This window comes from Acrocarpospora macrocephala (assembly GCF_009687865.1).
Taxonomy (GTDB): domain Bacteria; phylum Actinomycetota; class Actinomycetes; order Streptosporangiales; family Streptosporangiaceae; genus Acrocarpospora; species Acrocarpospora macrocephala.
The window spans coordinates 101,105-126,410 of the sequence record NZ_BLAE01000005.1 but is presented as its reverse complement, the minus strand read 5'-3'; the positions used below and the strand labels follow the sequence as shown (position 1 = coordinate 126,410).

Annotated in this window: 24 protein-coding genes; 16 read left to right on the top strand and 8 right to left on the bottom strand. The window is 69.0% G+C overall.

Annotated features, from left to right (window positions below):
- Positions 1-31: 31 nt before the first annotated feature.
- On the bottom strand, positions 32-1,258 hold the full coding sequence (locus Amac_RS03560; RefSeq protein WP_155352841.1) for an acetyl-CoA C-acetyltransferase: 1,227 nt from the start codon (positions 1,256-1,258) through the stop codon (positions 32-34).
- A gap of 127 nt (positions 1,259-1,385) precedes the next feature.
- Between Amac_RS03560 and Amac_RS03555 the strand changes: the two genes are divergently transcribed.
- The 5 genes from Amac_RS03555 to Amac_RS03535 all read left to right on the top strand — a co-directional run bounded on the left by Amac_RS03555 (position 1,386) and on the right by Amac_RS03535 (position 6,906).
- Positions 1,386-2,600 (top strand): TetR/AcrR family transcriptional regulator, encoded by a 1,215-nt coding sequence (locus Amac_RS03555; RefSeq protein WP_155352840.1) that lies wholly within the window; start codon positions 1,386-1,388, stop codon positions 2,598-2,600.
- A 60-nt stretch (positions 2,601-2,660) separates the two neighbouring features.
- Positions 2,661-3,458, top strand: a complete 798-nt coding sequence (locus tag Amac_RS03550) for an enoyl-CoA hydratase/isomerase family protein (protein WP_155352839.1) — start codon at positions 2,661-2,663, stop codon at positions 3,456-3,458.
- A gap of 131 nt (positions 3,459-3,589) precedes the next feature.
- Entirely contained in the window at positions 3,590-5,203 is a 1,614-nt protein-coding gene (locus Amac_RS03545) for a class I adenylate-forming enzyme family protein (protein ID WP_155352838.1), read from the top strand.
- A 32-nt stretch (positions 5,204-5,235) separates the two neighbouring features.
- Positions 5,236-5,997, top strand: coding sequence for an enoyl-CoA hydratase/isomerase family protein (locus Amac_RS03540; protein WP_155352837.1), 762 nt, complete (start codon positions 5,236-5,238; stop codon positions 5,995-5,997).
- A 207-nt stretch (positions 5,998-6,204) separates the two neighbouring features.
- Positions 6,205-6,906 carry a PaaI family thioesterase gene (locus Amac_RS03535; RefSeq protein WP_170322290.1) on the top strand — a complete coding sequence of 234 codons (702 nt, stop codon included), beginning with the start codon at positions 6,205-6,207 and terminating at the stop codon, positions 6,904-6,906.
- A gap of 147 nt (positions 6,907-7,053) precedes the next feature.
- Here Amac_RS03535 and Amac_RS03530 read toward each other — a convergent pair whose 3' ends face one another.
- The 3 genes from Amac_RS03530 to Amac_RS03520 form a co-directional block, all read right to left on the bottom strand.
- Entirely contained in the window at positions 7,054-8,877 is a 1,824-nt protein-coding gene (locus Amac_RS03530) for an ABC transporter ATP-binding protein (protein WP_155352835.1), read from the bottom strand.
- A gap of 87 nt (positions 8,878-8,964) precedes the next feature.
- Positions 8,965-10,644 carry an alkaline phosphatase D family protein gene (locus tag Amac_RS03525; protein ID WP_218040863.1) on the bottom strand — a complete coding sequence of 560 codons (1,680 nt, stop codon included), beginning with the start codon at positions 10,642-10,644 and terminating at the stop codon, positions 8,965-8,967.
- Between the two features lie 51 nt (positions 10,645-10,695).
- Positions 10,696-11,067, bottom strand: a complete 372-nt coding sequence (locus Amac_RS03520; protein WP_155352834.1) for a DUF488 domain-containing protein — start codon at positions 11,065-11,067, stop codon at positions 10,696-10,698.
- A 102-nt stretch (positions 11,068-11,169) separates the two neighbouring features.
- Here Amac_RS03520 and Amac_RS03515 point away from each other — a divergent pair, with 102 nt between their 5' ends.
- The 7 genes from Amac_RS03515 (at position 11,170) to Amac_RS03485 (ending at position 17,592) form a co-directional block, all read left to right on the top strand.
- Positions 11,170-12,525, top strand: coding sequence for a PQQ-dependent sugar dehydrogenase (locus tag Amac_RS03515; RefSeq protein WP_218040862.1), 1,356 nt, complete (start codon positions 11,170-11,172; stop codon positions 12,523-12,525).
- A 70-nt stretch (positions 12,526-12,595) separates the two neighbouring features.
- The gene (gene pnuC, locus Amac_RS03510; RefSeq protein WP_246268062.1) at positions 12,596-13,234 is read left to right on the top strand and encodes a nicotinamide riboside transporter PnuC; all 639 of its coding nucleotides are present in this window, start codon (positions 12,596-12,598) and stop codon (positions 13,232-13,234) included.
- On the top strand, positions 13,231-14,340 hold the full coding sequence (locus tag Amac_RS03505) for an AAA family ATPase (RefSeq protein ID WP_155352832.1): 1,110 nt from the start codon (positions 13,231-13,233) through the stop codon (positions 14,338-14,340). The genes pnuC and Amac_RS03505 overlap by 4 nt, the downstream gene beginning before the upstream one ends.
- A 31-nt stretch (positions 14,341-14,371) precedes the next feature.
- Positions 14,372-14,845: a low molecular weight protein-tyrosine-phosphatase gene (locus tag Amac_RS03500; protein ID WP_246268061.1), complete on the top strand. Its 474-nt coding sequence runs from the start codon at positions 14,372-14,374 to the stop codon at positions 14,843-14,845.
- Between the two features lie 541 nt (positions 14,846-15,386).
- On the top strand, positions 15,387-15,524 hold the full coding sequence (locus tag Amac_RS03495) for a hypothetical protein (protein ID WP_155352830.1): 138 nt from the start codon (positions 15,387-15,389) through the stop codon (positions 15,522-15,524).
- A 155-nt stretch (positions 15,525-15,679) separates the two neighbouring features.
- The gene (locus Amac_RS03490; protein WP_155352829.1) at positions 15,680-16,096 is read left to right on the top strand and encodes a hypothetical protein; all 417 of its coding nucleotides are present in this window, start codon (positions 15,680-15,682) and stop codon (positions 16,094-16,096) included.
- A 287-nt stretch (positions 16,097-16,383) separates the two neighbouring features.
- Positions 16,384-17,592 (top strand): MFS transporter, encoded by a 1,209-nt coding sequence (locus tag Amac_RS03485; protein ID WP_155352828.1) that lies wholly within the window; start codon positions 16,384-16,386, stop codon positions 17,590-17,592.
- Positions 17,593-17,698: 106 nt separating this feature from the next.
- Here Amac_RS03485 and Amac_RS03480 read toward each other — a convergent pair whose 3' ends face one another.
- Positions 17,699-18,286, bottom strand: coding sequence for a TetR/AcrR family transcriptional regulator (locus Amac_RS03480; protein WP_170322289.1), 588 nt, complete (start codon positions 18,284-18,286; stop codon positions 17,699-17,701).
- A 98-nt stretch (positions 18,287-18,384) separates the two neighbouring features.
- Between Amac_RS03480 and Amac_RS03475 the strand changes: the two genes are divergently transcribed.
- A complete protein-coding gene (locus Amac_RS03475; RefSeq protein WP_155352826.1) occupies positions 18,385-19,482 on the top strand; it encodes an alpha/beta hydrolase in 1,098 nt (365 codons plus the stop codon).
- A 1-nt stretch (position 19,483) separates the two neighbouring features.
- On the opposite strand, the gene Amac_RS03470 is transcribed toward Amac_RS03475, so the two are convergent.
- The 3 genes from Amac_RS03470 to Amac_RS03460 form a co-directional block, all read right to left on the bottom strand.
- Positions 19,484-20,323 (bottom strand): hypothetical protein, encoded by an 840-nt coding sequence (locus Amac_RS03470; RefSeq protein ID WP_155352825.1) that lies wholly within the window; start codon positions 20,321-20,323, stop codon positions 19,484-19,486.
- A gap of 71 nt (positions 20,324-20,394) precedes the next feature.
- Positions 20,395-20,703, bottom strand: coding sequence for a hypothetical protein (locus tag Amac_RS57825; protein WP_218040861.1), 309 nt, complete (start codon positions 20,701-20,703; stop codon positions 20,395-20,397).
- Between the two features lie 82 nt (positions 20,704-20,785).
- Complete coding sequence (locus Amac_RS03460) at positions 20,786-21,745, bottom strand: sporulation protein (RefSeq protein ID WP_174900138.1); 960 nt, start codon at positions 21,743-21,745, stop codon at positions 20,786-20,788.
- A gap of 321 nt (positions 21,746-22,066) precedes the next feature.
- On the opposite strand from Amac_RS03460, the gene Amac_RS03455 reads away from it, so the two are divergent.
- The 3 genes from Amac_RS03455 (at position 22,067) to Amac_RS03445 (ending at position 25,057) form a co-directional block, all read left to right on the top strand.
- The gene (locus tag Amac_RS03455; RefSeq protein WP_155352824.1) at positions 22,067-23,416 is read left to right on the top strand and encodes a hemolysin family protein; all 1,350 of its coding nucleotides are present in this window, start codon (positions 22,067-22,069) and stop codon (positions 23,414-23,416) included.
- On the top strand, positions 23,413-24,429 hold the full coding sequence (locus Amac_RS03450) for a hemolysin family protein (RefSeq protein WP_155352823.1): 1,017 nt from the start codon (positions 23,413-23,415) through the stop codon (positions 24,427-24,429). Before Amac_RS03455 ends, Amac_RS03450 begins: the two co-directional genes overlap by 4 nt.
- Positions 24,430-24,724: 295 nt before the next feature.
- On the top strand, positions 24,725-25,057 hold the full coding sequence (locus tag Amac_RS03445) for an SH3 domain-containing protein (protein ID WP_155352822.1): 333 nt from the start codon (positions 24,725-24,727) through the stop codon (positions 25,055-25,057).
- Positions 25,058-25,306 lie beyond the last annotated feature (249 nt).

The following is a 25,306-nucleotide window of genomic DNA, read 5'->3' as shown; positions in this document are numbered from 1 at the left end:
CGGTGGCTCCAAGAAATCGGTGGATGCGGCGTCACAGACGTTCGATGAGGGTGGCGACGCCCATACCGCCGCCGATGCACAAGGTGACGAGCGCGCGGCGGGCCTGCCGGCGCTCGAGTTCGTCGAGCATGGTGCCGACGAGCATGGCCCCGGTCGCGCCCAACGGATGGCCCATCGCGATGGCGCCGCCGTTGACGTTGATCTTCTCCAGCGGAATGCCGAGATCCTTGGCGTATTTCAGGGGGACCGCCGCGAATGCCTCGTTGATCTCGAACAGATCGATGTCATTCACCGTGAGGCCGGTGTGGCCGAGCAGCTTGCGGGTGGCCGGGATGGGACCGGTCAGCATGATCGTCGAGTCGGCCCCGGAGGTGGCGGTGGCGACGACTCGGCCGCGGGGGGTCAGGCCGTGCTGCTGGCCGATGCGCTCGTCGCCGATCAGCACGAGAGCCGCGCCGTCGACGATGCCCGACGAGTTGCCGGCGTGATGCACGTGCTCGATCCGCTCGACCCAGTGGTAGCGCTGGAGCGCCACCGCGTCGAAACCGGCCTCGCCGATCTTGGCGAACGACGGCTTGAGCGTGGCCAGCGACTCGAGCGTCGTGTCCGGCCGCATGTGCTCGTCATGGTCCAGGACGGTGACGCCGTTGCGGTCGCGCACCGGGACGACGGACTTCGTGAAATGCCCACCGGACCACGCGGCCGCGGCGAGCCGCTGCGAGCGCTCCGCGTAGGAGTCGACGGTTTCACGGGTGAAGCCCTCGATCGTGGCGATCAGGTCAGCGCTCACTCCCTGCGGAATGAAGGACGTCGCGAAGTTCGTCTCCGGGTCGTTCATCCAGGCGCCGCCATCGGACCCGAGCGGTATCCGCGACATCGACTCCACGCCACCCGCTATCACGAGCCGATCCCATCCCGACCGAACCTTCTGCGCGGCCGTGTTCACCGCTTCCAGACCGGACCCGCAGAACCGGTTGAGCTGCAGCCCCGACACGGTGTCGGGCAGGCCGGCTGCGAGGGCGGCCGTACGGGGGAGGACCGAACCCTGGTCGCCGACCGGCGAAACGATGCCCAGGACGAGGTCGTCGATCGCGGCGGGGTCGAGATCGGGGTGCCGGGCGCGTAGCTCGTCGATCAGGCCGACGACGAGGGTGACGGGCTTGATGGTGTGCAAGGACCCGGAGCTCTTCCCCCGGCCACGCGGAGTGCGGATGGCGTCGTAGATGAACGCTTCCGGTACCGACGGTGAGTGAGACATCGCGGTGCTTCCTTCCCCGGACTGACGGGTGCGGCTATTGACGCAGACGGTAGCTTAGTGAATATTCACTAGGCAAGAATGGCGCTCGATCGCGCCGGCGCGCGGCACGGCGAGGAGAGGCTGGGTTGTGGCAACGACGACACGGAACGGTCATCGCGCCGGCGCTGCTCGCCTCGGCGCCGGGCAGCGCAGACGGCAGCTGGCGGAGACGGCGGCGCGGCGCTTCTATCGGTACGGCTACCACGCGGTCGCGCTGGCCGACGTGGCGGCGGAGGTCGGCGTCACCGCGCCGGCCGTCTACCGGCACTTCCGGAACAAGAACGCGCTGCTCGCCGGTGCCATCGATGGCGCGCTCGACGTGGTGGACGCCGCGTTCGCCGCGGCCGCGGAGTCGCTGGACGACCTCCTGTTCAGGCTGGCGGGCGCCGCCCTCGACAGGCGCGACCTCTGGGTCCTGCTGCAACGGGAGATGCGGCACCTCGGCGGTGCGGAACGCGCGAGGGTCGAGGCCCGGTTCGGCGAGTTCGTCTCCCGGTTGTCGGCACGCCTGCGGCAGGCCCGCCCCGATGCCGACCGTGGCCGGCTGAAGCTGCTCGTCACCGCGGTGCTGGCGACCATGGCAAGTGCTTCGGTCAGCGGTGTGCGCCTCCCGCGCGCCGAGTACCTTCGCGTCCTCGCCGCCGCGGCAGCCGCGGCGGCCCGCACGGAGTTGCCGCCAGCGGGCCCGCGCACCGGGCCCCCGGCTGCGCCGCACCGGCCTCAAGTCACGCTGTCCCGTACCGAGGAGCTGCTGGAAACGGCGATCGCGCTGTTCCATGAGCGTGGCTACGCGGGGGTCAGCCTGGATGACATCGGGGCGGCGATCGGGTTGTCCGGCCCGAGCATCTACCACCACTTCGCGACGAAGTCCGAGCTGCTCGTGACGGCCTTCACCCAGGCGGCGCACCGGCTCGCGCCCCAGCGGGGAGACACGTCCCTCGACGAACTGGTGCGTGGCTACATCCGCGTCGGCGTCCAGCAGCGACATCTCTTCGGCGTCTACGTGACCGAAGCGATCAACCTGCCGCAGGAGGACGGTCGCCGGATCGGCGCCGAGCTGGCCGCGAACGTCGAGGAATGGTCAGCCGCGCTACGGCTACGGCGGCCCGATTTGAGCGTGACCGAGAGCCACGCGCTCGTGTACGCGGCCCGCGGCATCGTCAACGACGTCGTCCGCGTCGGCCACCTGCACGCCCGGCCACACGTCGAGGCCGAGCTCGAGACTTTCCTTCACGCCGTCCTCAATGCGGACGTCACCCGTGATGCGACAGCCACGGAGCAACCGTCGGAGATCGCCGGCTGAGACCAGGCTTCACCCGGTGAATTCTCATCGCGTCCAAGAGCCAGAAAGGATCACCACTCGATGGCCGAGTACAAGTACCTGATCACCTCCGTCGAAGACGGCGTCGGCGTCATTCAGCTCAACCATCCGGAAAAGCGCAATGCCCTCGGCTGGGACCTGCACCACGAGATCATCGCCGCCCTGCAGGACTGGGCCGAGAACGACCGTGTGGCCGCCGTCCTGTTCGTAGGCAACGAGGATTACTTCTGCTCGGGCTGGGCACTCGACGTGCTCGACCGGATATCCGGCGAGGAGCTCACCCGCTTCGTCGACCTGGCGTGCAAGCTCATGGTGACGATCTACGACTATCGCAAGCCCACGGTCGCGGCGGTCGCCGGCATGGCACCTGGCTACGGCATGGACCTGGCGAACATGTGCGACATCACGGTCGCCTCCGAAAACGCGGCCTTCGGGTCCACGCAGGTCAAATACGCCATGAACGGCTTCTACCACGGCATGCTGCGCAAAGTAGGCGCGCAACGGGCACGCCGGATGCTGTTCACCGGCGACCCGATCGACGCGCGGGAAGCCCACCGGGCCGGCCTTGTCGATGAGGTCGTACCGGTCGGCACCGTACGGGAGAGCGGCCTTCGCCTCGCCCGGCACATCGCCGAGGCCGGCACCGAACTGACGACCGTGCTCAAGGAGGTCGCGTTGCGGTCCGGCAACATGGACCACATCGGCGCCACGGCCTACGAACTGCGCGTGACCGCCGACCTGGTCCAGCGCGGGCTGTTCACCAGGCGGCTCGGCGAAGGACTCGAAGCGCTGCGATCCGGACGGAGCAAGGCGACCGAGCGCCTCCGGCCCCGATCGTGACGTGCCCATTGCCCGTCATCGGTCTCGAACAACAGCCATCTCTTCGTTTAGTGAGTATTAACTAGATAAATTCGCCGCAGGTCCTCGCGGCTACACGCGGGGACCAGGCGCACCCGGAAGGGAGCACATCGATGACGACGGTGTCGAACTTGGCTACGGAATACCGGCATGCGGGCTACCGGGCGATCGGTCTGTGGACCGAAGACCGGATCGGTGCTCTGCTGCCCTCCCGGGCCAGGCGGTATCCGGACAAGGAGCTGTTCTGCTTTGAGGGGCGTCGCATCACGTACCGGGAGTTCGACGGCTGGACCAGGACGGTGGCCGCCGACCTGGTCCGTCGCGGTGTCCGCCGGCACGACCGCGTCCTCGTGCAGCTACCCAACTGCCTTGAGGCACTGGTCCTCCAGGTCGCGGCGTTCCGCATCGGCGCGGTCGACGTGCCCGTCGTGCCGATCTACCGTGAGCACGAGATGCGCCGCATCCTGGCCGACTGCCGGCCGGCGGTGATCGCCGCGGCGGCCGAGCTCGGCAGCCGGCGGCCAGTCGAAGAGTTCGACAACCTGCTCGCCGAACTGGGGTTGGCACCCGCGGTGCGCTATGTCGTCGGCGGGCACCGGGACGACTGGGAGCAGGTTCCGGCCGAAGAGGCCGAGGACGACGTCGAGCTGCCTGAGCCGCTGGCGGCGGAGGAACCGGCGCTGCTGCTCTACACCTCGGGGACGACCTCCGCGCCCAAGGGCGCGCTCCTGTCCAGCCAGGCGCTGTTGGCGCACATGCGTAACTTCCAGGAGGCCCTCGGCGCCGGCGAGCAGACGGTGACCCTGGCCGCGACCCCGCTGTCTCACCTCGGTGGCTTCGTGGCCGGAGTGGTGTTTCCGGCCTTCCTCGGCGGAAGGTCGGTGATCACGCGCGGCTGGCAACCCGACGAAGCACTGTCGCTCATCGAGCAGGAGCGGGTGTCCCTGATGATGGGCGCCACCGTGTTCGTCTCCGATCTGGTGGACCGCTACGAGCGAGGTCTGTCGCGCAGCCATCGTCTGCCGACCTACGCCTGCGCCGGTGCCGCGATCCCTGCCCCCCTCGTCGACCGTGCCGCTGAGGTGGGCGTCACCGTAGTGCGCGCTTATGGCATGACGGAAACGGCCGGAGTCTGCGCCATCGCCTCGTCCGGTGACCCGCTGGCCCGGCGCCGGGAATGGGACGGCCGACTCCTGCGGGGCATGGAAATCCAGGCCGTGGACGAATTCCGGCAGCCGCTGCCGCTGGGAACCGACGGCGAGCTGCGGATCAGAGGGCCGCAGCTGCTGTCCGGATACACCGATCCCCAGCTGACCAAGGCGCAGATCGACGAGGACGGCTGGTTCTATCCGGGCGACGTGGGCCGGGTCGACACCCAGGGTTGGGTGCGGATGACCGGCCGCAGCAAGGACATCATCAACCGCGGCGGGGAGAAGTTCTCGGCGATGGACATCGAGCTCGCCATCGCGTCGCATCCCGATGTCGAGGCGGTGGCGGTCACCGCTGTCCCGGACGAGCGGCTGGGGGAGGCCGTCGGGGCCTGGCTCGTCCTCAGGCCCGGGGCCGAGTGGCGCGGGCCGGAACCGCTGATCACGCACCTCGAGGCGGAGAAGCTGGCCAAGCAGAAGATTCCCACGCGCTGGCATGTGGTCGCCGAGATTCCGCGGAGCGCGGCCGGAAAGATCCAGAAGCACCGGCTGGCCAACCTCGACGACATCGTGTCGTAGAGCCGATTTCAACGAGAAGAGCGAACTTCAGCATGACGGAATTTCAGAACATCAAATCCACCGTCAAGGGTGGCGTCGGGACGATCATCTTCGACCGGCTCGACCGCCGCAACGCCCTGAGCGTGGAGCTGATGACGGACCTGAGCGACCAGCTGGACGCGTGGGCCTACGACGACGAGGTCGCCGCGGTGGTGCTGACCGGCGGTGAAGACATCTTCTGTGCGGGTCTGGATCTGGACCTGCAATCGGGATTCACCGAGGAAACCCGCGCGATCTACTCCGAAGCGTGCCTTCGGGCGTACGGCACACTGTTGGACTACCGGAAGCCGACCATCGCCGCCGTCGGCGGTCCCGCGCTCGGCGGCGGATGCGATATCGCGGTCTTCGCCGACATCCGGATCGGCAGCGAGAACGCGATCTTCGGATACCCGCAGGTCAAGTTCGGGCTCACCCCCTATTTCTCGCCCCTTTGGCGGATCGTCGGCCTCAGCCAGGCGAAGGTGCTGACGTTCTCCGGCGAACGGATAGACGCGAAGGAGGCCCTGAGGATCGGCCTCATCGATCGGCTGGCACCCGAAGGTGAGGTAGTCGGTCACGCGAGCGCCCTCGCCGCCTCCATCGCGCAGACCACCGTCAAATCGGCGGTGAACAACAAGGAGATGGCACGGACGTCCCCAGCTCTCGACCCCAACAGCGCGCTCACCTACGAAACCCTGGCCTATCGGGAAGTGATCTGGCACCCCGACGTCGTGGCCCGCATCAACGACGCCTACCGCAAGATCAAGAAGAAGTAGCGATCCCGCCGGTGATACTCGTCGAGGAGCACGATGCAGCTGTCGCAAACAGGTAGGGGTGGCGCTATGACGCCCGGCATCGGCGGAGAGCTGTTGGGAGACGCGCCGCCCACCTGTGACTTGGGTGTGGTGGAGAGACGCTTCGGCGTCGTCGGTTGCCGGGTTGATGGCAGGTTTCTGCGATCGGTGATGAGGACCGGTCCCTGGATGGACGGCTCCCATGGGCGCCAGCAGGCGGGCGCGCTGGCCGTGCTCCTCGACCACGCCTTGGGCGAAACCATTTACACCGCGAGACCGGCGGGCCACTGGTCGCTGACCACCGAGCTGGCGTGCGACATCATCGTTCCACCACCGTGGAACACGGCGACATTGCACGCCACCTCCTGGGTCCCGAGGGCGGAGGCGACAGGAGGATTCGCCCAATGCGAAGTGGCCGACGACTTCGGCACCCTCATCGCGGTGGGCGCCGCCTGGACCCAGTACGTGCCGGCCGGTGATTCCCGCGTCGCCGCAGAGCTTGTCGTGCCGACCGACGGCCCTCCGCCCGGAGCCGTGAACTTCGCCGAGCACCTGGGCGTGCGGATCAGCACGGACGACCAGCGCACCCGCGTCGAACTCCGGGATCCCGCGCGTTGGTACAACGGGTACGGCGTGCTCCACGGCGGCGTCTGGGCGAGCATGGCCGAGGTCGCGGCTGCGGAGGCGTTCGCGCGAGGCGGGGATCTTCGGACGGCTCATGTTCATGTTTCGTACCTGCGGCCCCCCGTACCCGGCGCAGCCATATCCATGATCGGTCAGCCGATACATATCGGCCGGTCGTTCGGCGTGATCCAGGTGACGGGATCAGACGACTCCGGACGTTCCTGTGTCAGCGCGACCGTGACAGGACGGCGCCGCACGGCGCAATGAGCGAACCGACGCGCTCGTGGTGAACGCCGGTCACGTAGGAGATCGCACGTTCGGCCGGATGTCCGAGGAGGAATGGACCGAAGTCGTGGATGTTCACCTGGGCGGTGCCTACACGGCCATCGCCGCCGCATGTCGCCGCTGGTGTCGTCAGCGGTGGACGGCGTCTGGGGTGTCCTGTTCGACGAGGAAGCCGCCGGATTGGTGGTGCCAGAGGCGGGCGTACGGGCCCTGGGACTGGAGGAGTTCGTTGTGGGTGCCCTGTTCGACGATGTGGCCGTGGTCGAGGACGACCAGGCGGTCCATGCGGACGACGGTGCTCAGGCGGTGGGCGACCACGAGGGCGGTGCGGTCGCGCATGAGGTGCCAGAGGGCTTCCTGGACGAGGATTTCGCTTTCGGAGTCCAGGGCGCTGGTGGCCTCGTCGAGCAGGAGGATGGGGGCGTCGCGGAGGATGGCGCGGGCCAGGGCGACGCGCTGGCGCTGGCCGCCGGAGAGTTTGACGCCGCGTTCGCCGACCAGGGTGTCGAAGCCGATGGGCAGGGCTTCGGCGAACTCGGTGACGTGGGCGGCGTGGGCGGCCCGGTGGATGTCGGCGTCGGAGGCGCCGGGCCGGGCGAAGGCGATGTTGTCGCGCAGCGACCGGTGGAACATGGCGGGTTCCTGGGGGACGTACGCGATCAGGCTGCGCAGGTCGGTCTGGCGGAGCCGGGTGATGTCCTGGCCGCCGATCAGGATCCGGCCGCCGTCGATGTCCATGAGGCGGAGCAGCAGCCGGGTGAGGGTGGTCTTGCCCCCGCCGGACCGGCCGACCAGGCCGATCTTGGTGCCGGCGGGGATGTCCAGGTCCAGGTGGTCGAACAGGAGCGGGTTGCCGGCGTGCGCGAACGTCACCCGCTCGAAGCGGACGCCGGCGTCGGCGGGGCGCAGCGGCTGCGGGTTGTCGGGGTCGGTCACGTCCGGCGGGGTGAGGAGGAGCTCGGTGAACTGGGCGGCCTCGGTCAGCACGCTCTCCATGCGACGGTAGATCTGGTTGAACTCGAACATGAAGCCGGTCGTGTTCGTGTAGTAGGTGAACGTCACCACGATCGCCTCCACGCCCAGGCCACCCCGCAGAGCCACGGCCAGGAGCAGGCCGATGGTGCTGGTGAGGATCGACATCGGGGCGACGACGGTGTCCACCCGGAGGTTGCCGTAGTCCCAGGAGCGCAGCGACAGGCGGCGCTGCTCGGCGAGCCTGGCCCGGTGCTCGACGGCCTCGCGGTCCTCGGCGGCGAACGCGCGGACCGTCTCCATGTTGGCCAGTACGTCGGCGACGTGCCCGGACACGCGTACCTTGGCGGCCTCACGCTCGTCCACCAGCGCCTGGCGGCGGCGGATGAGCGGGGCGACGAGGAACCCGGTGACGATGATGAGGCCCACGAGCACGAAGACCAGCAGCGGGTGGTACTGCCAGAGCACCACCGAGGCGAACGCCAGCGGCACCACCTTGGCCATGATCGAGAACGTGAGCGTGTCGGCGAACTCCTCGAACCCGCTGGAGAAGCTCAGCACCCGCTTGGTCAGCGAACCGGCGAAGTTGTCGTGGAAGAACGCGGCGTCCTTGGCCAGCAACTCGTCCATGCCCACCACGCCGAGCCGCTCGATGCCCCGGGCGTCGGTGCGGTTCAGGAAGTGCAGGCCCACCCGCCAGAGTGCCTCGCCGATGAGCAGCAGCGCGCCGAAGACCAGCACGTACGGCATGAGCACCCCGACGGTGCCGTCCCCGCCACCGGCCAGATGCCCCACGAGCGCGCCCACCGCCAGCGGCGCCAGGTAGAACAGGCAGATGTTCCCCAGCGCCGGAAAGATCAGCGCGGGTGCCGCGACCCGCCACTGCTGGCGCAGTTCCCGGTTGTAGTACCGCAGCGCCAGCAGGACGGCCGACCTCCGGGCCGACGGTTTGTCTCCCGGGGAGTCAAGTGATCCGACCATAGCCATTCGCCCCCTGAATACCGGCCCGCCGTGGCCATGGTGCACCAGGGCGTACGGAAGGAGCGAACGATTTTCCGCCGGGAAAGCTCAGCCGGGAATCAGGGTGGACCTCCCGTTCTCCACCGTGTACGAGACGCTGGTGCTGACCGGCGCCTGGCGAACCTCGATGGTGTCCACGACGCGTACGTCGGTGCGCCAGGCGTGGCGCCGCACATCGCACCGCAGATAGCCCCGCTTGAGGCCGTCGAAGTACCGGACATGCGGGTTGAAGACCGGATTGGCGGCCTTGATGGGGGCGTCGAAGGCCACCGGAAAGTCCGAGCTGATCGACGTGGCGACCAGCTCCACGGCTACCGAGGGCGATTCGGGCCGGTCGAAGTCCACCTTCAGCTCGCTCAGCCAGGTCGAATGGATGTCACCGGCGAGGACCACCGGGTTGGAGATCCTGGCGTCCGCCAGCAGCTGCAGCAGGCGGGTGCGCTGGGGGGCGTAGCCGTCCCACTGGTCCAGGTTCGCCAGCACCGGCGGCTGCTGGCCGGTGGGGTTGGGGAACAGCGTGCGGGCCATCATGACCTGCTGGGCGACCACATTCCAGCGCGCGTGCGAGCGGAGCAGCCCGTCGGCGAGCCAGCGTTCCTGCGCCTCGCCGGTCAGCGTGCCGGCGGTGTTCCCCGTGCCGGCCGTCGGCGGGCCGAAGTCGGTGGGGAAGCCGCCGGGCTGGTCCGTACGGTACTGCCGCGTGTCGAGCACGTTGAAGCGGACCAGCCGGCCGAAGTCGAAGCGCCGGAAGATACGCAGGTCGGCGCTGCCCGGGCGTAAATCGGCCCGGATGGGCATGTGCTCGTAGTACGCCTGGTAGGCGCTGGCGCGCTGCGCGGCGAACTGCTCGGGTGTCTGCTTGGCCGGGCCGGTGTCGTCGATCTCATCGGTCAAGGTCGCGTAGTTGTTCTCGGTCTCGTGGTCGTCCCACGTGACCACCCACGGGAAGGAGGCGTGGGCGGCGCGCAACGCCGGATCCGACTTGTACTGCGCGTGCCGCTGCCGGTAGTCGTTGAGCGTGCTCAGCTGGTCGAGCCCCGGTGTCTCCGGCGTCGTGTGGGCGCGGTCGGGGAAGCGGCTGCGCGGGTCGTACTCGTAGATGTAGTCGCCGAGGTGGAAGACCACGTCGAGGTCCTCCTCGGCCAGGCCCCAGTACGCGGGCCAGTACCCGTTCTGGAAGTCCTGGCAGTTGACGATGCCCAGCCGCAGCCGGGACAGATCGGTCCACCGGTCCGCCGCCGTCTTGGTACGGCCAACGGGGCTGATGTCGCCCAGGGCCTTGAATCGGTAGAAGTACTCGCGACCCGGCTCCAGCCCTGTCACGTCGACATGGACCGAATGGGCGAGTTCAGGGCCGGCCAGGGCGACGCCGGAGCGGACCGGGCGGCGGAACCGCTCGTCGCGGGCCACCTGCCAGCTCACGGGCACCGGTCGGGACGAGAACGCGGCGCCGGCGAGGTCGCGGACCAGGCGCGTCCACAGCACGACCTGATTCGGTAGCGGATCACCGCTGGCGACGCCGAGCAGGAACGGGTCAGCCGTCTGCCCGGCGTGGGCCGCGGCGGGACTGCTGCTGAGGGAGGGCAGGAGGGTCGCGCCGGCGACGGCGGCCGCGCCGCCGAGCAGGTGGCGGCGGCTGAGCTCAAGAGCGGGCATGCCGATCACTATCGCCGCGCTGTTCGTCGCCGCGACGAACAGCGCGGGAACATCGAGCGAGCCACGCGCCACGCCCCGGAAACGGCGCTGGCCGTCTACAACGTTGGGGCGGCGGTAAGTGGCTTAATTGCCACCTGGGGTCTCATGGTCGTCCGCGGCCAGGTATTCGGCCAGTACGACGGCCTGATTGATCTGCGGGTTCTTGGCGCTGTACAGCAGGGTCACCGTCGGGTGCGCTTGGCCGAGCTGCCGGAGCGTGGCGACTGCCGGGTTGCTGTCGAGCTCGGCGGCATAGCGATCGGAGAACTCGGTAAAACGATCGGCTCGGTGGTCGAACCAGGTTCGCAGTTCTGTGCTCGGCGCCACCTCCTTCAGCCACAGGTCGATATGGGCTTCCTCCTTGGACACTCCCCGCGGCCACAGGCGGTCGACCAGAACTCGGAAACCGTCACGGGGATCCACCTCGTCGTAGATCCGCTTGATGAGGAAGGGCACGTCTCCATCGTCTCACCTGCGGAGCCGCCGCCCGTAGCGGCTTGCGTAAAGGGGGAGTCACATACCCTGCCTCCCCGAGATTGTCACCCGTAGCGTTGACACATGCCACCCACGCGAAGCCTCCGCACGATCAGTACGGCCGCCGCCCTGTCAATCGCGCTCATCGGGCTCAGCGCCTGCACGAGCGAGGGGGACGCCAGCGCGACGGGATTGCCGCCTGCTAAACCCTCCACCTCGCCCGAGCTCTCCTCGACCGGACAAAGGGGAGTCGGGCCGCTCGCCCCGGTTCCGCTCGAGGTCGCCGGCGGAGTCGACGCGGGCGCGGCGGGCGGCCGCTCGCTGAACCTGCCGGCTGGCTGGACCGCGGAGGTGTGGGCGAATGTCCCGGGGGCGCGCCTGGCGGCGTGGGCGCCGGACAAGCGCCTGGTCGTCTCGACCGGGGACCGCAGGGTCGTGTCGATCCTCACGCCCGGCGCCGCGGGGCAGGCCCCGGCCGTGGCGACGTTGCTGGACGGCCTGGACAACCCGCAGGGGCTCGCGTTCACCCAGCAGGACGGGCGGACGATCCTCGTCGTCGGTGAGAAGACCCGGCTGGTCGCCTTCGACTACGCCGACGGCGCCGTGTCGAACCGCCGCGTGATCATCGACGGGCTGCCCGGCGGCGGCCACGGCAGCAAGGCGGTGGCTGTTCAGGACGGGATCGTTTACTACAACGTGGGCTCGGGCACGAACCGCGACCCGGTCGACCGTACCTCCGTCCCGGAACGCGGCACCGTCGCGCGGGTCGGTCTGGACGGGACCGGCAACCGCACGATCGCCACCGGAGTCCGCAACGGCTTCGGCCTGTCCTTCGCCCCGGACGGCACACTCTTCGTGGCGGTCAACCAGGCCGACAACCAGCCCTACCCGTTCCGGGACGATACCGGGCAGTATGGGCAGACGGTTCGGGCGTACATCAACGAGAACCCGGTCGAGCAGGTCTCGCGCGTCACGCCGGGCACCGACCTGGGCTGGCCGTACTGCGTGCCCGACACCCGTGGGAGCCGCGACCTGCTGAACCTGCCGTACGTGAACGACCCGATCAACAACCCGGACGGCCGGGCGCTGGACTGCGGCAGCATCGGCAGGACGATGGTCGGCCTGCCCGCGCACAGCGCCCCGCTCGGGCTCGCGTTCACCCACGACTCCACGCTGCCGGAGCCGCTGCGGAACGGGGCGCTGATCACGGCGCACGGCTCCTGGAACCGGCAGCCGCCCCGTCCGCCGTATGTCGCCTACAGCGCCTGGGACAGCGCGACGAACACTCTCGGCGTGCCGGTGGAGCTGGTCACCGGGTTCCAGGACGCCAACGGCTCCCGGTGGGGCCGCTCGGTGACCGCCGTGCCGGGACCGGACGGATCGATCTACCTCACCGACGACAAGGCCGGCCTGGTCTACCGGCTGACGCCCGGCGGCTGACCTCGGCCGGTGAGTATTCCACTGATCGCCACCGACTGTTATCGTCAATCCGACGATTATGGAGGTCGTGGTGACCGATGTGCTGGGGCCCCTGCTGGAGCCCGCGATCACCCTCGGCGGGGTGCCGATGAGCTGGGCGGAGGTGCTCGGGTTCGCGACGGGGGTGCTCACCGTCTGGCTGGTGGTCCGCCAGCATGTCTGGAACTGGCCGATCGGGGTGGCGAACGTCGTCCTGCTCGGGCTCGTGTTCCTGACCTCCGGCCTGTACGCGGACGCCGCGCTGCAGATCGTCTACGTCGCCCTCGGCCTCTACGGGTGGTGGCAGTGGCTGTACGGCGGGACCGGGCGGACCTCGCTCACCGTGACCAGGACCGGTCGCGCCGAGTGGACCTGGCTCATCCTCGCCGGCGTCGCCGTCACCGCGCTGCTCACGGCCGTGCTGTCCACGTGGACCGACTCGGTCGTGCCGTTGTGGGACGCTTTGACGACCGCGCTGTCCCTGATGGCGACGTACGGCCAGTGCAGGAAGCTGCTGGAGTCATGGTGGCTGTGGATCGCCGCTGATCTCCTCTACATCCCGCTTTATGCGTACAAGGAGCTCTATCTCACCAGCGCCCTTTACGTGATCTTCCTGGCGTTGTGCGTCGCCGGGCTGCTCGCCTGGCACCGCGATCTGGCATCCCGGCAGATCCCGGTGCCCGCCTCATGACCGGATTCGCGCACGGTCTCGTCATCGGCAAGTTCTATCCACCCCACGCCGGTCACCACCACCTCATCGACACCGCCGCCGACCGCTGCGCGCTCGTCACGGTGGTCGTGGCCGCCTCCAGCGTGGAGAGCATCCCGCTGGCCTGGCGTACGGCATGGCTGCGGGAGGCGCATCCGCAGCCGCACGTGGTGATCGCGCCGGTGGTCGACGACATCGAGGTCGACTACGACGACCCGGAGATCTGGGCCGCGCACGTCGAGGTGTTCCGGCACGCGCTGGCGCTGGCCCACGGCGCGGCGGGCCCCGGGATCGACGCCGTGTTCTCGTCCGAGGCGTACGGCCCCGAACTGGCCCGCAGGTTCGCGGCCGAGCACGTGGCGGTCGACCCCGGGCGGGAGCGCCACCCGGTGAGCGGGACCCTGGCGCGGGCGGATCCCGTGGCCGCCTGGCCCTGGCTGGCCCCGCCCGTGCGGGCGTATCTCGCCTGGCGCGTCGTGGTCGTGGGCGCCGAGTCGACCGGCACGACCACGCTCGCCCGCGCGCTGGCCGCGCACTACGCGGATCGCGGCGGCGTCTGGGCCGCCACCCGGTGGGTGCCCGAGTACGGCAGGACGTACTGCGAGGAGAAGCTGGCCCTGGCCCGCCGGTCGGCCAAGGCGGCGGGGGAGCCCGAGCCGTGGCTGGACGACCTGCGGTGGGCGCCGGAGGAGTTCAGCCTGATCGCGGAGAGGCAGCTCGCGTGGGAGGACGCGGCCGCGCGGGTGGGGTCCCCGCTGCTGTTCTGCGACACCGACGCGCTCAGCACGGCCCTGTGGCACGAGCGCTATCTCGGCACGGTGAGCCAGGACGTCGTGGGTGTCGACGAGCGGGCCCGCCACGATCTGTGGATCCATACGAGCGTGGACGGCATGCCGTTCGAGCAGGACGGCTGGCGCGACGGCGAGCACATCCGCCACGGCATGGACCGGCGGTTCCGCGCGGAACTCGCCGACCGCGGCCTGCCGCACCTCGTCGTCAGGGGCCCGCACGAGGAGCGCCTGGCCGCCGCGGTCCAGGCGGTGGACACCCTCGTCGCCACCGGCCGCCCGTTCGCGCCACCGCTCTGACACCTCCACACTGGATCACATGGTCTTTCGCGTGACATTCGTGTGTACGGGCAACATCTGCCGTTCCCCGATGGCCGAGCACATCGTCCGGCGGTGGCTCGCGGAGGAAGGGCTGGAGGTGGAGGTGGACAGTTCGGGCACGCACGGGTGGCATGCGGGCAATCCGGCCGACCGCCGTACGGTGGCGGCGCTCCGCCGGGCCGGGTACACCTCGGCGCACGCGGCGCGCCAGTTCCGCCCGCTGTGGTTCGACCGGTACGACTTGATCATCGCGCTTGACCGGGGACACCACCGGGACCTGCGCTCGATGGCCCGTACGGAACCGCAACGCGAGAAGGTGCGCCTCCTCCGCGAGTTCGACCCCAGCGCGGACTCCCTGGACGTGCCGGACCCCTACTACGGCGACCGCGCCGATTTCGAACGCGTACGCGCGCAGATCGAAGCGGCCATCCCCGGTCTCATAGCCGCGATTCGCACTCAGCAGCCTTCCGCCGCGCCAAAATGAGACTTCGCGCCCGTCCGTCCTTACCAATATGTGGGGTTTGCTGACGCGGCTGCGAACCCTTGGGGGCCCAGGCATTCAGCCGATGGCGGGGTATCCCCAGGTCGCTTCCATGAGTACGGCGCGCTTGGTTTCCCCTTCGCGATTCATGAAATCGCAGGTGCAAGGTATTCCGGATTAGCGTGTGGCAAGCGCGCGTATACGAGGAAATATAGCTTGGGCCGTCTGCCGCTAAATCCGTACCGGCTTGTCTGGACGCCATTCGACGCCCGTGTGAATGATGGATTCGCAAACGTCAGGCGAATCCAGGAGGAGACGCTCATGGAGCGTAAGCGACTGTCACTGCTGGCCGCAGCACTCTTCGGAGCCGCGACTCTGGTGATGGGCCAGGTATCTGAAGCGTCAGCCAGCCAGATTCCAGCGAACACGACATCCATCGGCGCCTCAACTGTCACATCGATGAACGCGGAATCCCCGCTGAAGCCACCGCCTGGTCACGGCCACGACAACGGCCACGGTCACGGGCACGGCCACGGTCACGGCCATGGTCATGGTCACGGGCACGGCCACGGTCACGGCCATGGTCACGGGCACGGTCACGGGCACGGCCATGGTCACGGGCATGGGCATGGGCATGGCCACGGTCACGGCCATGGGCATGGCCACGGGCACTAGGGCTTAGGCCTCACTCCCCGTCCCGCTGCGCGGGCCGGGGAGTGGTCTCGGCGCCGATGGCTCGGCTGCTGGCCAACGGTCAGGATGGCCTGAGCCCCGTTGCATGATCCGCATCAGCCGCCGCCGAAGGGCTGCCAGCGCTACGATCTCGGATGCTCATGCATGGAGGAACTGTTCGATGTCACAGCGCTCGGCCATCGCCCGTCGGCAGCAGGACCTGGGCTCGTCGACATCGACCTGCGCGGGCATCTGCGCATCCTCCCAGAGGACAGATGGCCACCGGCGCAGCCGCCCGCCGCACAAGCATTCCTGCTGACCGGTCCCCAGGAGGAACCGCTGGGCACGTGCCGACGCACCACCGGAGTCTTCCGGGAGCGCCCGTACCCGCCGAGGCAGCCGGTGACCCTCCTCGGCTGCCGTCCTGAGGCACCTCTGCAGGCCCTGCTGGAGCGGACATCTCCCCAGCGGCGCCACCTGCAGGCAACGATCTACGCCGTCGACGACGCCGGTCTGGCCGTGGCGACGCAGGACCTGCTCGACCTCCTCACCGACGACGGAGTCGATGTCGACCTGCGCTGAACGCAGGCCGACAACCGTACCGACGCTCCACTGACGCCCTTTTCGCTTCCCCGCTGAAGGAGCCAGGTCACCCGGTCCGGAATCACGCAAGCCCGCTATGACGAATGGTCTATGGATCGCTGTTCCGCTACGTTCATCCCGTAGTCCGGCGCGATACGAGGGAGTACGCATGCTTCGCATCATGGTCACGGCTGGCGCTTCGATGCAGGAGTCCGCCGCGCTCTGAGCCTGTCCTCCTTGCCTCGAAGCGGATACGGCCACCGACCGTTTCCTCTCGAGGAGCCTTCTTGCGTGCCCTCAAGCCCGTGCCCCTTGGCACGGATTTCGTCAAACTCTGGACGGCCTCAGCCGTCTCCAACCTCGGTGACGGCGTCACGATGGTGGCCGGGCCACTGCTCGTCGCCTCACTCACCGACGATCCTTCACTGATCGCCGGCGCGGCCTTCGTCCAGACCCTGCCCTGGGTGCTGTTCGCCGTGCTCAGCGGGGCCTTCGTCGACCGGTACGACCGGCGACGGCTGATCATCGCCGTCAACCTGTTCCGGGGCCTCGTCCTCGGACTGCTGGCGGTGCTGGTCTCGACCGGCCATGCCTCGGTTCCGCTGGTGTACGCCGCGTTCTTCCTGTCGGCGACAGGCGAGACCCTGGCGGACACCGCCGCCGGAGCCCTCATCCCCGACGTGGTGCCCGAGGAGCGGCTGGCGACGGCCAATTCACGCCTGTACGCGACGTTCACGATCGGCAACCAGTTCGTGGCCAAGCCACTCGGTGCCTGGCTCTTCGTCGTCGCCGTCGCCCTGCCCTCAGGTTTCGACGCACTCACCTTCCTGGTGGCGGCGGCGCTGATCGCCGCGATCAGGCCCGGCGCGGCCCGGCAGGCCCAGGGCGCGGTCCATCCGTCCATCGGTCACGACATCCGGGAGGGCGTGACGTGGCTGTGGCGGCATGACCTGCTTCGAACACTCGCGGTCTCGATGGGGATCGCGAACATCGGGTTCAGCGCGGCGTTCGCCGTGTTCGTGCTCTACTCCCAGCAGCGCCTGGGCCTGTCGGAGATCGGCTACGGCCTCCTGCTGACGGCCTTCGCCGTCGGCGGGCTCCTGGGCAACGTGCTCATCAGGCCACTCTGGACCCGTTTCGGAGCAGTACGGCTACTCCGGGCTGGGCTGCTCATCGAGGTCCTGACCCACCTGACGCTCGCGACGACCCACCAGCCCCTGGTGGCCGCCACGATCATCACGGTCTTCGGAGCACACACCACGGTGTGGGGCGTGATCGCGACGACTCGCCGGCAGGAGGCGGTACCCGATCGGCTGCGGGGCCGGGTCGGCGGCGTCTACGCCCTGTTCGACGCGACAGGAACAGCGGTCGGCCTGCTGGTCGGCGGCGCACTGGCCCAGACGCTGGGGCTCACAGCACCGTTCTGGCTCGCCACAGCCCTGACGGCGCTCGTCGCAGTCATGGCCTGGCACCCGCTCCGGCAAGCCGCAGGCTGATGATCTCGGTCCGGCCCTACCGAGACGGCAGGACCGGACCGACCCGCCGTCAGCGGGTGGTCTTGGTCGTGCCCGATGGCGACCACCCGCTGCCCCGCGAGCTGAATCACACGGTGCTCTGCCGATCCTGGGCGGTCGCGACGAGTTCGTGGACTGCGGAGACGACGAGCCTGCGGAAGTCCGCAGGGGTCTTGCCGGGATAGGTCGACTCGGGGGAGCCGGGGCTGCCGAGTGCGGAGAGCTTGAGGACCAGGGCGAGGATCTCCTCGGGGGAGCGGTCGGCGCGGACGGTCCCGCGTTCCTGGGCCGCCCGGATCGCGGCGATCTTCTGGTACACCGACTCGGAGCCCGCGGGGGAGACGGTCTCGGTGGAGAGCCCTTCGAGCTGGGCCCAGCTGATCAGGCGCAGGTTCTCCGGATGCCGCTGATGGTGGTCGAACAGCCGCCCCGCGTAGCCGGGCAGGTCGTCGGCGTCGAAGGGGACCCCGCTCGCCGTCTGCCGGGTGACCTCTTCCCGGGTCGCCGCGTACAGGGCGTTCTTGTCGCCGTAGTAGGCGTATAGCAGCTGTTTGTTGCATTCCGCGGCTTCCGCGATCCGGTTGACCCTGGCGCCGGCGACCCCATAGCGGGCGAACTCGTGGCGGGCGGCGTCAAGAATGCGCTGCCGGGTGGCGTCTGCGTTGCGTATGCTCACCCGCTCACCATATCCAACCGGTTGGTTGCAAGAGGGCAAGGGATTGCGTACCGTATGTATCCAACCGTTTGGTTAGATCTGATGAGAGTAGCCGAGCTGTGTCCGAACCTGATCTCCGTCCCAGCCCTGCCAGGAAGAGTCGCCGCCGATGGCTGATCGGGCTGGCCGTCGCCTTGGCCGTCCTGATCCCCGCCGGCACCCACCTGGCCCTCACCTACGGCAACCGCCCCCTCGCCGCGACCGCGGCCCAGCGCACCACGATGAGCGATGAGGCGGCAAGGTTCCTGGCGGGCATGCGACCCTTGTTCCTGCCCGACGCGCTCACCTCGGTGCTGGTCACGAGAGAGCGGCTCATCCAGGAACGGGAGAACTTCACCGCCACGGAGAAGATCGTCGAGGATGAGCTGATCGCCCGGTACGGCCTCACCCTCCACCGGGAGACAATCGGGGGAGTACCCGTGACGGTCGTCACTCCTCCCGCGATCGCCCCGAACCGGCGGGACCAGATCGCGATCAACATCCACGGCGGCGGATTCTTCCTGGGCACCGCCCGGGACCGCGTCGGCCTGCTGATGGCCCGCGAACTCGGCGTGCGCGTCTACTCCATCGACTACACCCTCGCGCCGGAGGCCATATATCCGCAGGCGGTGAACGAGATCCTCGCCGTCTACCGGGAACTCGTCCGCCGTTACGACCCCGCGAACATCGTCGGCGTCGCCAGCTCGGCCGGGGGCAACCTGCTCACCGCGACCGTCCTCGCGGCCAAGGCCGAAGGGCTGCCGATGATCGCCGCGCTCGGGCTGTTCACCCCGGTGACCGACCTCACCGGCGTCGGCGACAGCATCGTCGCCAACGACCGCAGGGACGGGCTCGTCGCCAACCTCCGCGTCGAGGTCCCCGCCCGCTTCTACGCCGGGGACGAACCTCTCGACTCACCTGGCCTCTCCCCGGTCTACGCCGACTACAGCGCCGACTTCCCGCCCACCGTGCTCACCACCGGCACCCGTGACCTCAACCTCAGCGATATCGTCCGCCTCACCTGGCGGCTCGACGACGCCGGGGTCCAAACCAGGCTGCTGGTCTCCGAGGGCATGTGGCACGGCTTCCACTGGGAACCTGTACTCCCCGAGGCGATTCAGGCCCGCACCGCCGCCGTCAAGTTCCTGCACGACAAGCTCGACAGATCCTCCCGTTGAGCTACCAGGTCTGGGCCCAGGCAGGGGACGGCGCTGGGTCGGGGATGAGGTCGCGCAGGTCCTGGGACCAGGTTTGCGTCCACGCGCCGGACTGTCGCTCGATGATCTTGACTTCGCCGTCGCGGGTGGCCATGAGCAGTCGGCCCTCGCTGTCCCAGTCGGCCCAGGCCGCCTCGGGCAGCGGCGTGAGGGTGCCGTCGTCCTCCTCGCGCAGGTAACTGACCTGTACGCCCTCGATCCCGTGCTGCTGGAAGTCGGTCCCGGTGTGGGCCAGCACTAGCGCGCGGTCGCCGCCCGGCTGGATGCGGCCGATGAGTACGGCTTCGCGCAACTCGGGGGGCATCCGATCCGCCGCCCCCTCCAGGGGGGACCAGCCGCGTTTGTACTCGTTCTGCAGGTCCCGGTAGGTCCAGTCGGTGGTGAGGCCCTGCACGACCGCGTCGTACGGGTGGCTGCCGTGGAAGGGCTGCTTCTCCATCGAAGCGGAGATCGTCAGGCTGTTGTCGGCGGCGAACTCGCAGCCGCCGGTCCAGGTGCCGTAAGTGCGCCAGGCCGCGAGCGCGGTAAGCCACGGCGCCTTGGATACGGCGAAATAGGCGTCCCAAGGGGGCTGCCCGTCCCCGAATGCGAAATACCCGAGAAGCTTCCCGTCGGGCGATATGTCGCACCGGCGCGGATAGAGCGTCCCGCGAAACCAGGCGCCGGGTCTCACCTCGGGAAGCCGCAGGTCCCACTCCAGCAGGTGCCACCAGCTGGACGGACCACGGCGCATGATCAGCGCGACGGGCGCGGCCGTGGCGACGAGCACGTAAAGACGGCAGGGCGGGGCAGAGGTGGTCATCAGGCGGCTCCCCGGAGATTCGGCATCCTGACGGTAGCCCCTGAACGACCCGGACTGCGAGCTGTTTCCGGTCAGGCTGCGGCGGCCCGCAGGAGTAGTTCCGCGAGTTCGGCGGGTGCCGTGACCATCGCCTCGTGGCCGGTGGCGAGCTCGTACACCGGCCAGCCGCGGGCGGCGGCTCGCTCGGCGTGCGGGGTGAACACGCGCATCCAATCGGTGCACTCGATGAACGCGCCCAGCACCTGGTCGCCCTTGCCGGTCAGCCGCAGCGGCTCGGTGTAGGTGAGCCACGGGTGCGGGGTGGGCCGGGGGGAGTGCCGGGCTCTGGCCCGCGCCGTACGCTGGCACACCGAAAACCGGGTGGCCCTCAGCGGCCACAAGACCGTAGTCCTACGCTGACCGCCGCCCCTGCGAACCTTGGTTCTGGGCCGCCCATTGGAGGGGCGGCCCAGACGCCGTTTATCAGTCCTCGTCGCTTTCTTCCTCTTCGTCTTCGAAGATCTCTTCGATGATTTCACCGGCCACGAGCCCGCCGACTACGCCCGCGGCACCGGCGGCCGCGACCGCACCCCAGCCTGGTCCGCTGCGGTGCTCATGGTGGTGCTCATGGTGGTGGTCGCCGTAGCCGTCGTGGTGGGGAATGTGGTGGCCGCCGGCTCCGTACTGGGCGAGTCCGATCAGCCAGCGGTCGATCTCGCCGGCCCAGTCGGTGCGCAGGGCTTCGTCGTGGCTGAGGTGGAAGCGGCCGACGGCGTCGCCGGAGTGGCCCGAGCGCGTGTCGGCCTCCAGGATGACCTCCAGCCCGGTCGCGCTGGCCACGAACGTCAGCTCGATCTCGTTGACGTGGCTCGCGTGCTGGGCGGGCGGGTAGAACTCGATCTCCTGGTAGAACGGGAGTTCCTGGCGGGTGCCGAAGACCTGGCCGGCTTCGAGGTCGGCTGACTTGAACTGGAAGCCGAGCTGGATCAGGGCGTGCAGGACCGCGCTCTGGGAGGGCAGCGGCTCGACCGCGATGCTGTCCAGGTCACCCTTGTCGACGGCCTTGGCGATGGCCAGCTCGGTGCGCACCCCGAGCTGCATGCCGTGCAGCTGCTGGCCGCCGATCTCGCTGATCGGCGTTTCGAACGGGATCGGGGTCTGGAAGTCGATGGCCCGCTCCTCGCCCTTGCGCAGGATGAAGGGACCGGAGGCCTGGAAGCGGAAGAACTCCCCGAGCCCGCTGCCTTCGCCGTCGCCGTGCTCGATCTCCACCCGCGCCACCAGGCCCAGGGTGATGTGCTCGATCTCGGCGTCGAAGTCGCCGCCCTTGAGCCGCACCTGCCCGGCCAGCGATCCGCCGGGCTGGATCCGGGACACGGCCAGGACCGTGTCCACCGAGGGTGCGCCGACGCCGAAGGCTCCGAGCATCCGTTTGAAGACCACCGTTGCTTCTCCTGTCACGTTGGACGATGGTGCATGCCGGAGGGCCAAACGATCATCTCGGGCGGGAGGTTCCGGCGATCGGGCTCGGATGGGTGACAGTTTCCTCGCCAATCGTTGTCACCAGACGGAACGCACAGCGCCGCCTCTTCGTTCTTCTGCCCGACGGCCTGTTCGACGTGTTCAAGTGGGAGCAACGATCCTCGTGGGAAAGTGCGGTACCGGACACGTCGTCAGCGACATCGAGAAGAACCAGGTGGTGGAATCCGTGTCACCGGATGCCAGGGTCCGTAACCGCAGGCGGATACGAGCCGGGGTGTCGAGGTGAGCGTCGCGCTCGGCCTGCTGGCGGTTCTCGTGCTGACGCTGGCCACCGGTTACTTCGTCGCGCAGGAGTTCGCCTTCGTCACCGCCGACCGGCTGGCCCTGTCGCAGCAGGCCGCCGGCGGCGACAAGAAGGCCGCCAAGGCGATCAAGGTGATGGAGCGGCTGTCGTTCATGCTCTCCGGCGCGCAGCTGGGCATCACCGTCACCGCGCTGGTGGTCGGCTTCATCGCCAAACCCGCGCTGGCCGAGTTGATCGCGCCGGCCCTGGAAGCGGTCGGCCTGCCCGCCCCGATGGTGGGCGGCGTCGCCCTGGCGCTCGGCTTCATCCTGGCCACGATCATCCAGATGGTGCTGGGTGAGCTCGCGCCCAAGAACTGGGCGCTGGCCAGACCCGAACCGCTGGCTCGCACGCTGGCCGGCTCCACCCTCATCTATTTGATGATCGCCGGGCCGATCATCAAGCTGTTCGACACCGCCGCCAACAAGCTGCTGCGCGCGGTCGGCATCGAACCGGTCGAGGAACTGCACCACGGCGCCACCTTGGAGGAGCTGGGCCACATCATCGGCGAATCGCAGGCCCACGGTCATCTGCCCGGCAGCCAGGGCGACCTGCTCGAGCGGGCGCTGGCCTTCTCCGAGCACACCGCCGGCCAGGTGATGCGGCCCCGCGTGGACGTCGTCAGCGTCAACGCCACGGCCACCGTGGCCCAGCTGGACGGCATCCTCGCCGCCCACGGTCACACCCACTACCCCGTCCTGGGCGAGCGGGTGGACGACGTCGTCGGCATCGTCGGCCTGCGCGAACTCGTCAAGGTCGCCCCGGCCGACGCCGCGTCCACACGGGTGGCCGATATCGCCCGCCCGGTGCTGGTGGTGCCGTTCTCGGCGTCGCTGCCCGACCTGGTCACCCAGATGCACCAGCGCGGCGAGGAAGTCGCCTGCGTTCTGGACGAGCACGGCGGCCTGGCCGGTCTGGTCACCTGGGAGGACGTGGCCGAGGAACTCGTCGGCGAGATCGCCGACGAGAACGACCTCGACGACCCCCTCGCCGTACGGCGGGGACAACGCTGGGAGCTGGACGCCGGGCTGCGGGTTGACGAGATCGCCCTGGAGACCGACCTGGAACTGCCCGATGAGGACGACTACGACACCCTTGCCGGGTTGATCCTGGCGCGCCTGGGCCGCTTCGCCGTGGTGGGCGACGTCCTGGCCGTGGAGCTGGCCCCGACCCTGGAGGCGGAGGCGCCCACCCACGTCGAGATCGAGGTGCTGAGCCTGGACCGGCACGTACCCGAACGAGTCAGGCTCACCCCCGTCCGTCATGACCGCCAGGAGCGCACCTCGTGAACCTGTCCACCGGGCTCCTGCTCACCCTGCTCCTGCTGATCGGCAACGGCTTCTTCGTCGCCGCCGAGTTCGCGCTGGTGGCCGCCAAACGACACCGGCTGGAAAAGGCCGCGGCCCAGGGCAGCCGCGCGGCCGCCGCCGCGCTCGCGGGCATCAAGGAGCTGTCGCTCATGCTCGCCGGGGCGCAGCTGGGCATCACCTTGTGCTCGCTCGGCCTGGGCGTGGTCTCAGAACCGGTCATCGCCGGCACCCTCACGCCCCTTTTCCACACCATCGGCCTGCCTGAGGCCGCCGCGCACGCCGTCGCCTTCGTCATCGCCCTGGCCCTCGTGACGTTCCTGCACATGGTCATCGGCGAGATGGCGCCCAAGTCCTGGGCCATCGCCCACCCAGAACGCTCCGCCACCCTGCTCGCGCCGCCATTCCGCGCCTTCACCGTGGTCGTCCGGCCGCTGCTGCGCGTCCTGAACAGCGTCAGCAACGGCCTGCTGCGCCTGGTTCGCGTCCACCCCCGGGCGGACGGCGAGGCCAACCCCCGCACGCCGCAGCAACTGCAGCACCTGGTGGAGGAATCACGCAGGCTCGGCCTCATCGAAAGCGACGACCACGCCGTGCTCACCCGGGCCCTGCACGCCCCCACCGCCAAGATCGCTCCGCTCGTCGTCGCGGTGGCCGACATCGTCGGAGTGCAAGGGGGCGCGTCCGCGCAGGATGTGATCGACACCTCGGCCGCCACCCGCCGTACCCGCCTGATCGTCTGGGACGACCAGACGCCGATCGGCGTCGTCCACGTCCGCGACGCCTATCTCGCCCGCAGAGCGGCCCGGCCCGTCCCAGCCCGTCGGCTGTCGCACCAGACACCCACTCTCACACCCGGCACCTCGATCACCGACGCGGTCACGACCCTGCGCGCCGCCCACAGCCAGCTCGCCCTCGTCCGCACCGCCGACGGCGCCCTGGAGGGCCTGATCACCCTCGACGACTTGCTGACAACCCTCCTCATCCCCGCCTGACCCCGCCGGGGGAGGTCGCCGCGTTCGCGGCACGACTGGCCGTTCTGGCGAGCCTGCTCGTCGCGGCCAGGTTCAGGCTGCCGGCTGGAGCTGCCGTGGGCTCCGGCGGACGCTTAAGGCGTTGCCTCCTCTTGGATCACTCCAGGTGAGTGGCAGCGCCTTCCATTGCTTCCATGTTTATACATAGAGTAACTGGCTATGTACCTTACGTAATCATCGCAGGTCAAGTACCAGGACTTGACCATCCGACGGGTTCGGGCCCACGGACGCGATGCAAGCGAAGGGAGACATTCCCATGGGAAAACGAATCGCCGCCTCAATGATCGTCTGTGCCGCGGGCTGGCTCACGGTCGCCAGCGTGCCGGCCTCGGCCAGCACCCACCCCCACCCCAAGGTGCCCCGGGCCGCCCTTGCGTGCGTGTACCAAGTTGGGCATGTGCGTCCGAGTAGCTACCTCAATGTCCGCCTCAACCCGTCGCTGCGCTCTCACCGCATCGGCAAGCTCAAAGTGGCCGACGGGTTCTTCGCCGGAGCCTGCCAGCCCGTCAGGAACTGGGTGGCGGTCAAGTCCTCCTGCGGCAAGCCCGGCTGGGCCTCCGCCAAGTACCTGGTCAAGTTGAATAAGTAGCAGATGTGAGATGACGTCCCCGGCCGTCGTCCATCGCGTCGGCCGGGGACGAGGAATCCACCAAATCGCGCCAAACCGCGCTACCGACCGCCACGCCGCGTACCGCCACGCCGCGTACCAGCGCGCCGACCTGACGCGGCCCCAAGCCGCGATCCCCGGCGGTCGCCGATCGCGCGGAAGGCGGCGAAGGGCCTTGTCGGCTATCGCTCCTGATCGTGAGCGGGCGGGACGGACCTCCCAGACGATGCA

Excerpts from the sequence above, each read along its gene's own strand:
- Amac_RS03515 (WP_218040862.1), top strand. The coding sequence starts at position 11,170 with ATGCCACCCACGCGAAGCCTCCGCACGATCAGTACGGCCGCCGCCCTG.
- Amac_RS03490 (WP_155352829.1), top strand. The coding sequence starts at position 15,680 with ATGGAGGAACTGTTCGATGTCACAGCGCTCGGCCATCGCCCGTCGGCA.
- Amac_RS03535 (WP_170322290.1), top strand. The coding sequence starts at position 6,205 with ATGGACGGCTCCCATGGGCGCCAGCAGGCGGGCGCGCTGGCCGTGCTC.
- Amac_RS03505 (WP_155352832.1), top strand. The coding sequence starts at position 13,231 with ATGACCGGATTCGCGCACGGTCTCGTCATCGGCAAGTTCTATCCACCC.
- Amac_RS03495 (WP_155352830.1), top strand. The coding sequence starts at position 15,387 with ATGGTCATGGTCACGGGCACGGCCACGGTCACGGCCATGGTCACGGGC.
- Amac_RS03530 (WP_155352835.1), bottom strand. The coding sequence starts at position 8,877 with ATGGTCGGATCACTTGACTCCCCGGGAGACAAACCGTCGGCCCGGAGG.
- Amac_RS03560 (WP_155352841.1), bottom strand. The coding sequence starts at position 1,258 with ATGTCTCACTCACCGTCGGTACCGGAAGCGTTCATCTACGACGCCATC.
- Amac_RS03540 (WP_155352837.1), top strand. The coding sequence starts at position 5,236 with ATGACGGAATTTCAGAACATCAAATCCACCGTCAAGGGTGGCGTCGGG.
- Amac_RS03545 (WP_155352838.1), top strand. The coding sequence starts at position 3,590 with ATGACGACGGTGTCGAACTTGGCTACGGAATACCGGCATGCGGGCTAC.
- Amac_RS03470 (WP_155352825.1), bottom strand. The coding sequence starts at position 20,323 with ATGACCACCTCTGCCCCGCCCTGCCGTCTTTACGTGCTCGTCGCCACG.
- Amac_RS03550 (WP_155352839.1), top strand. The coding sequence starts at position 2,661 with ATGGCCGAGTACAAGTACCTGATCACCTCCGTCGAAGACGGCGTCGGC.
- Amac_RS03445 (WP_155352822.1), top strand. The coding sequence starts at position 24,725 with ATGGGAAAACGAATCGCCGCCTCAATGATCGTCTGTGCCGCGGGCTGG.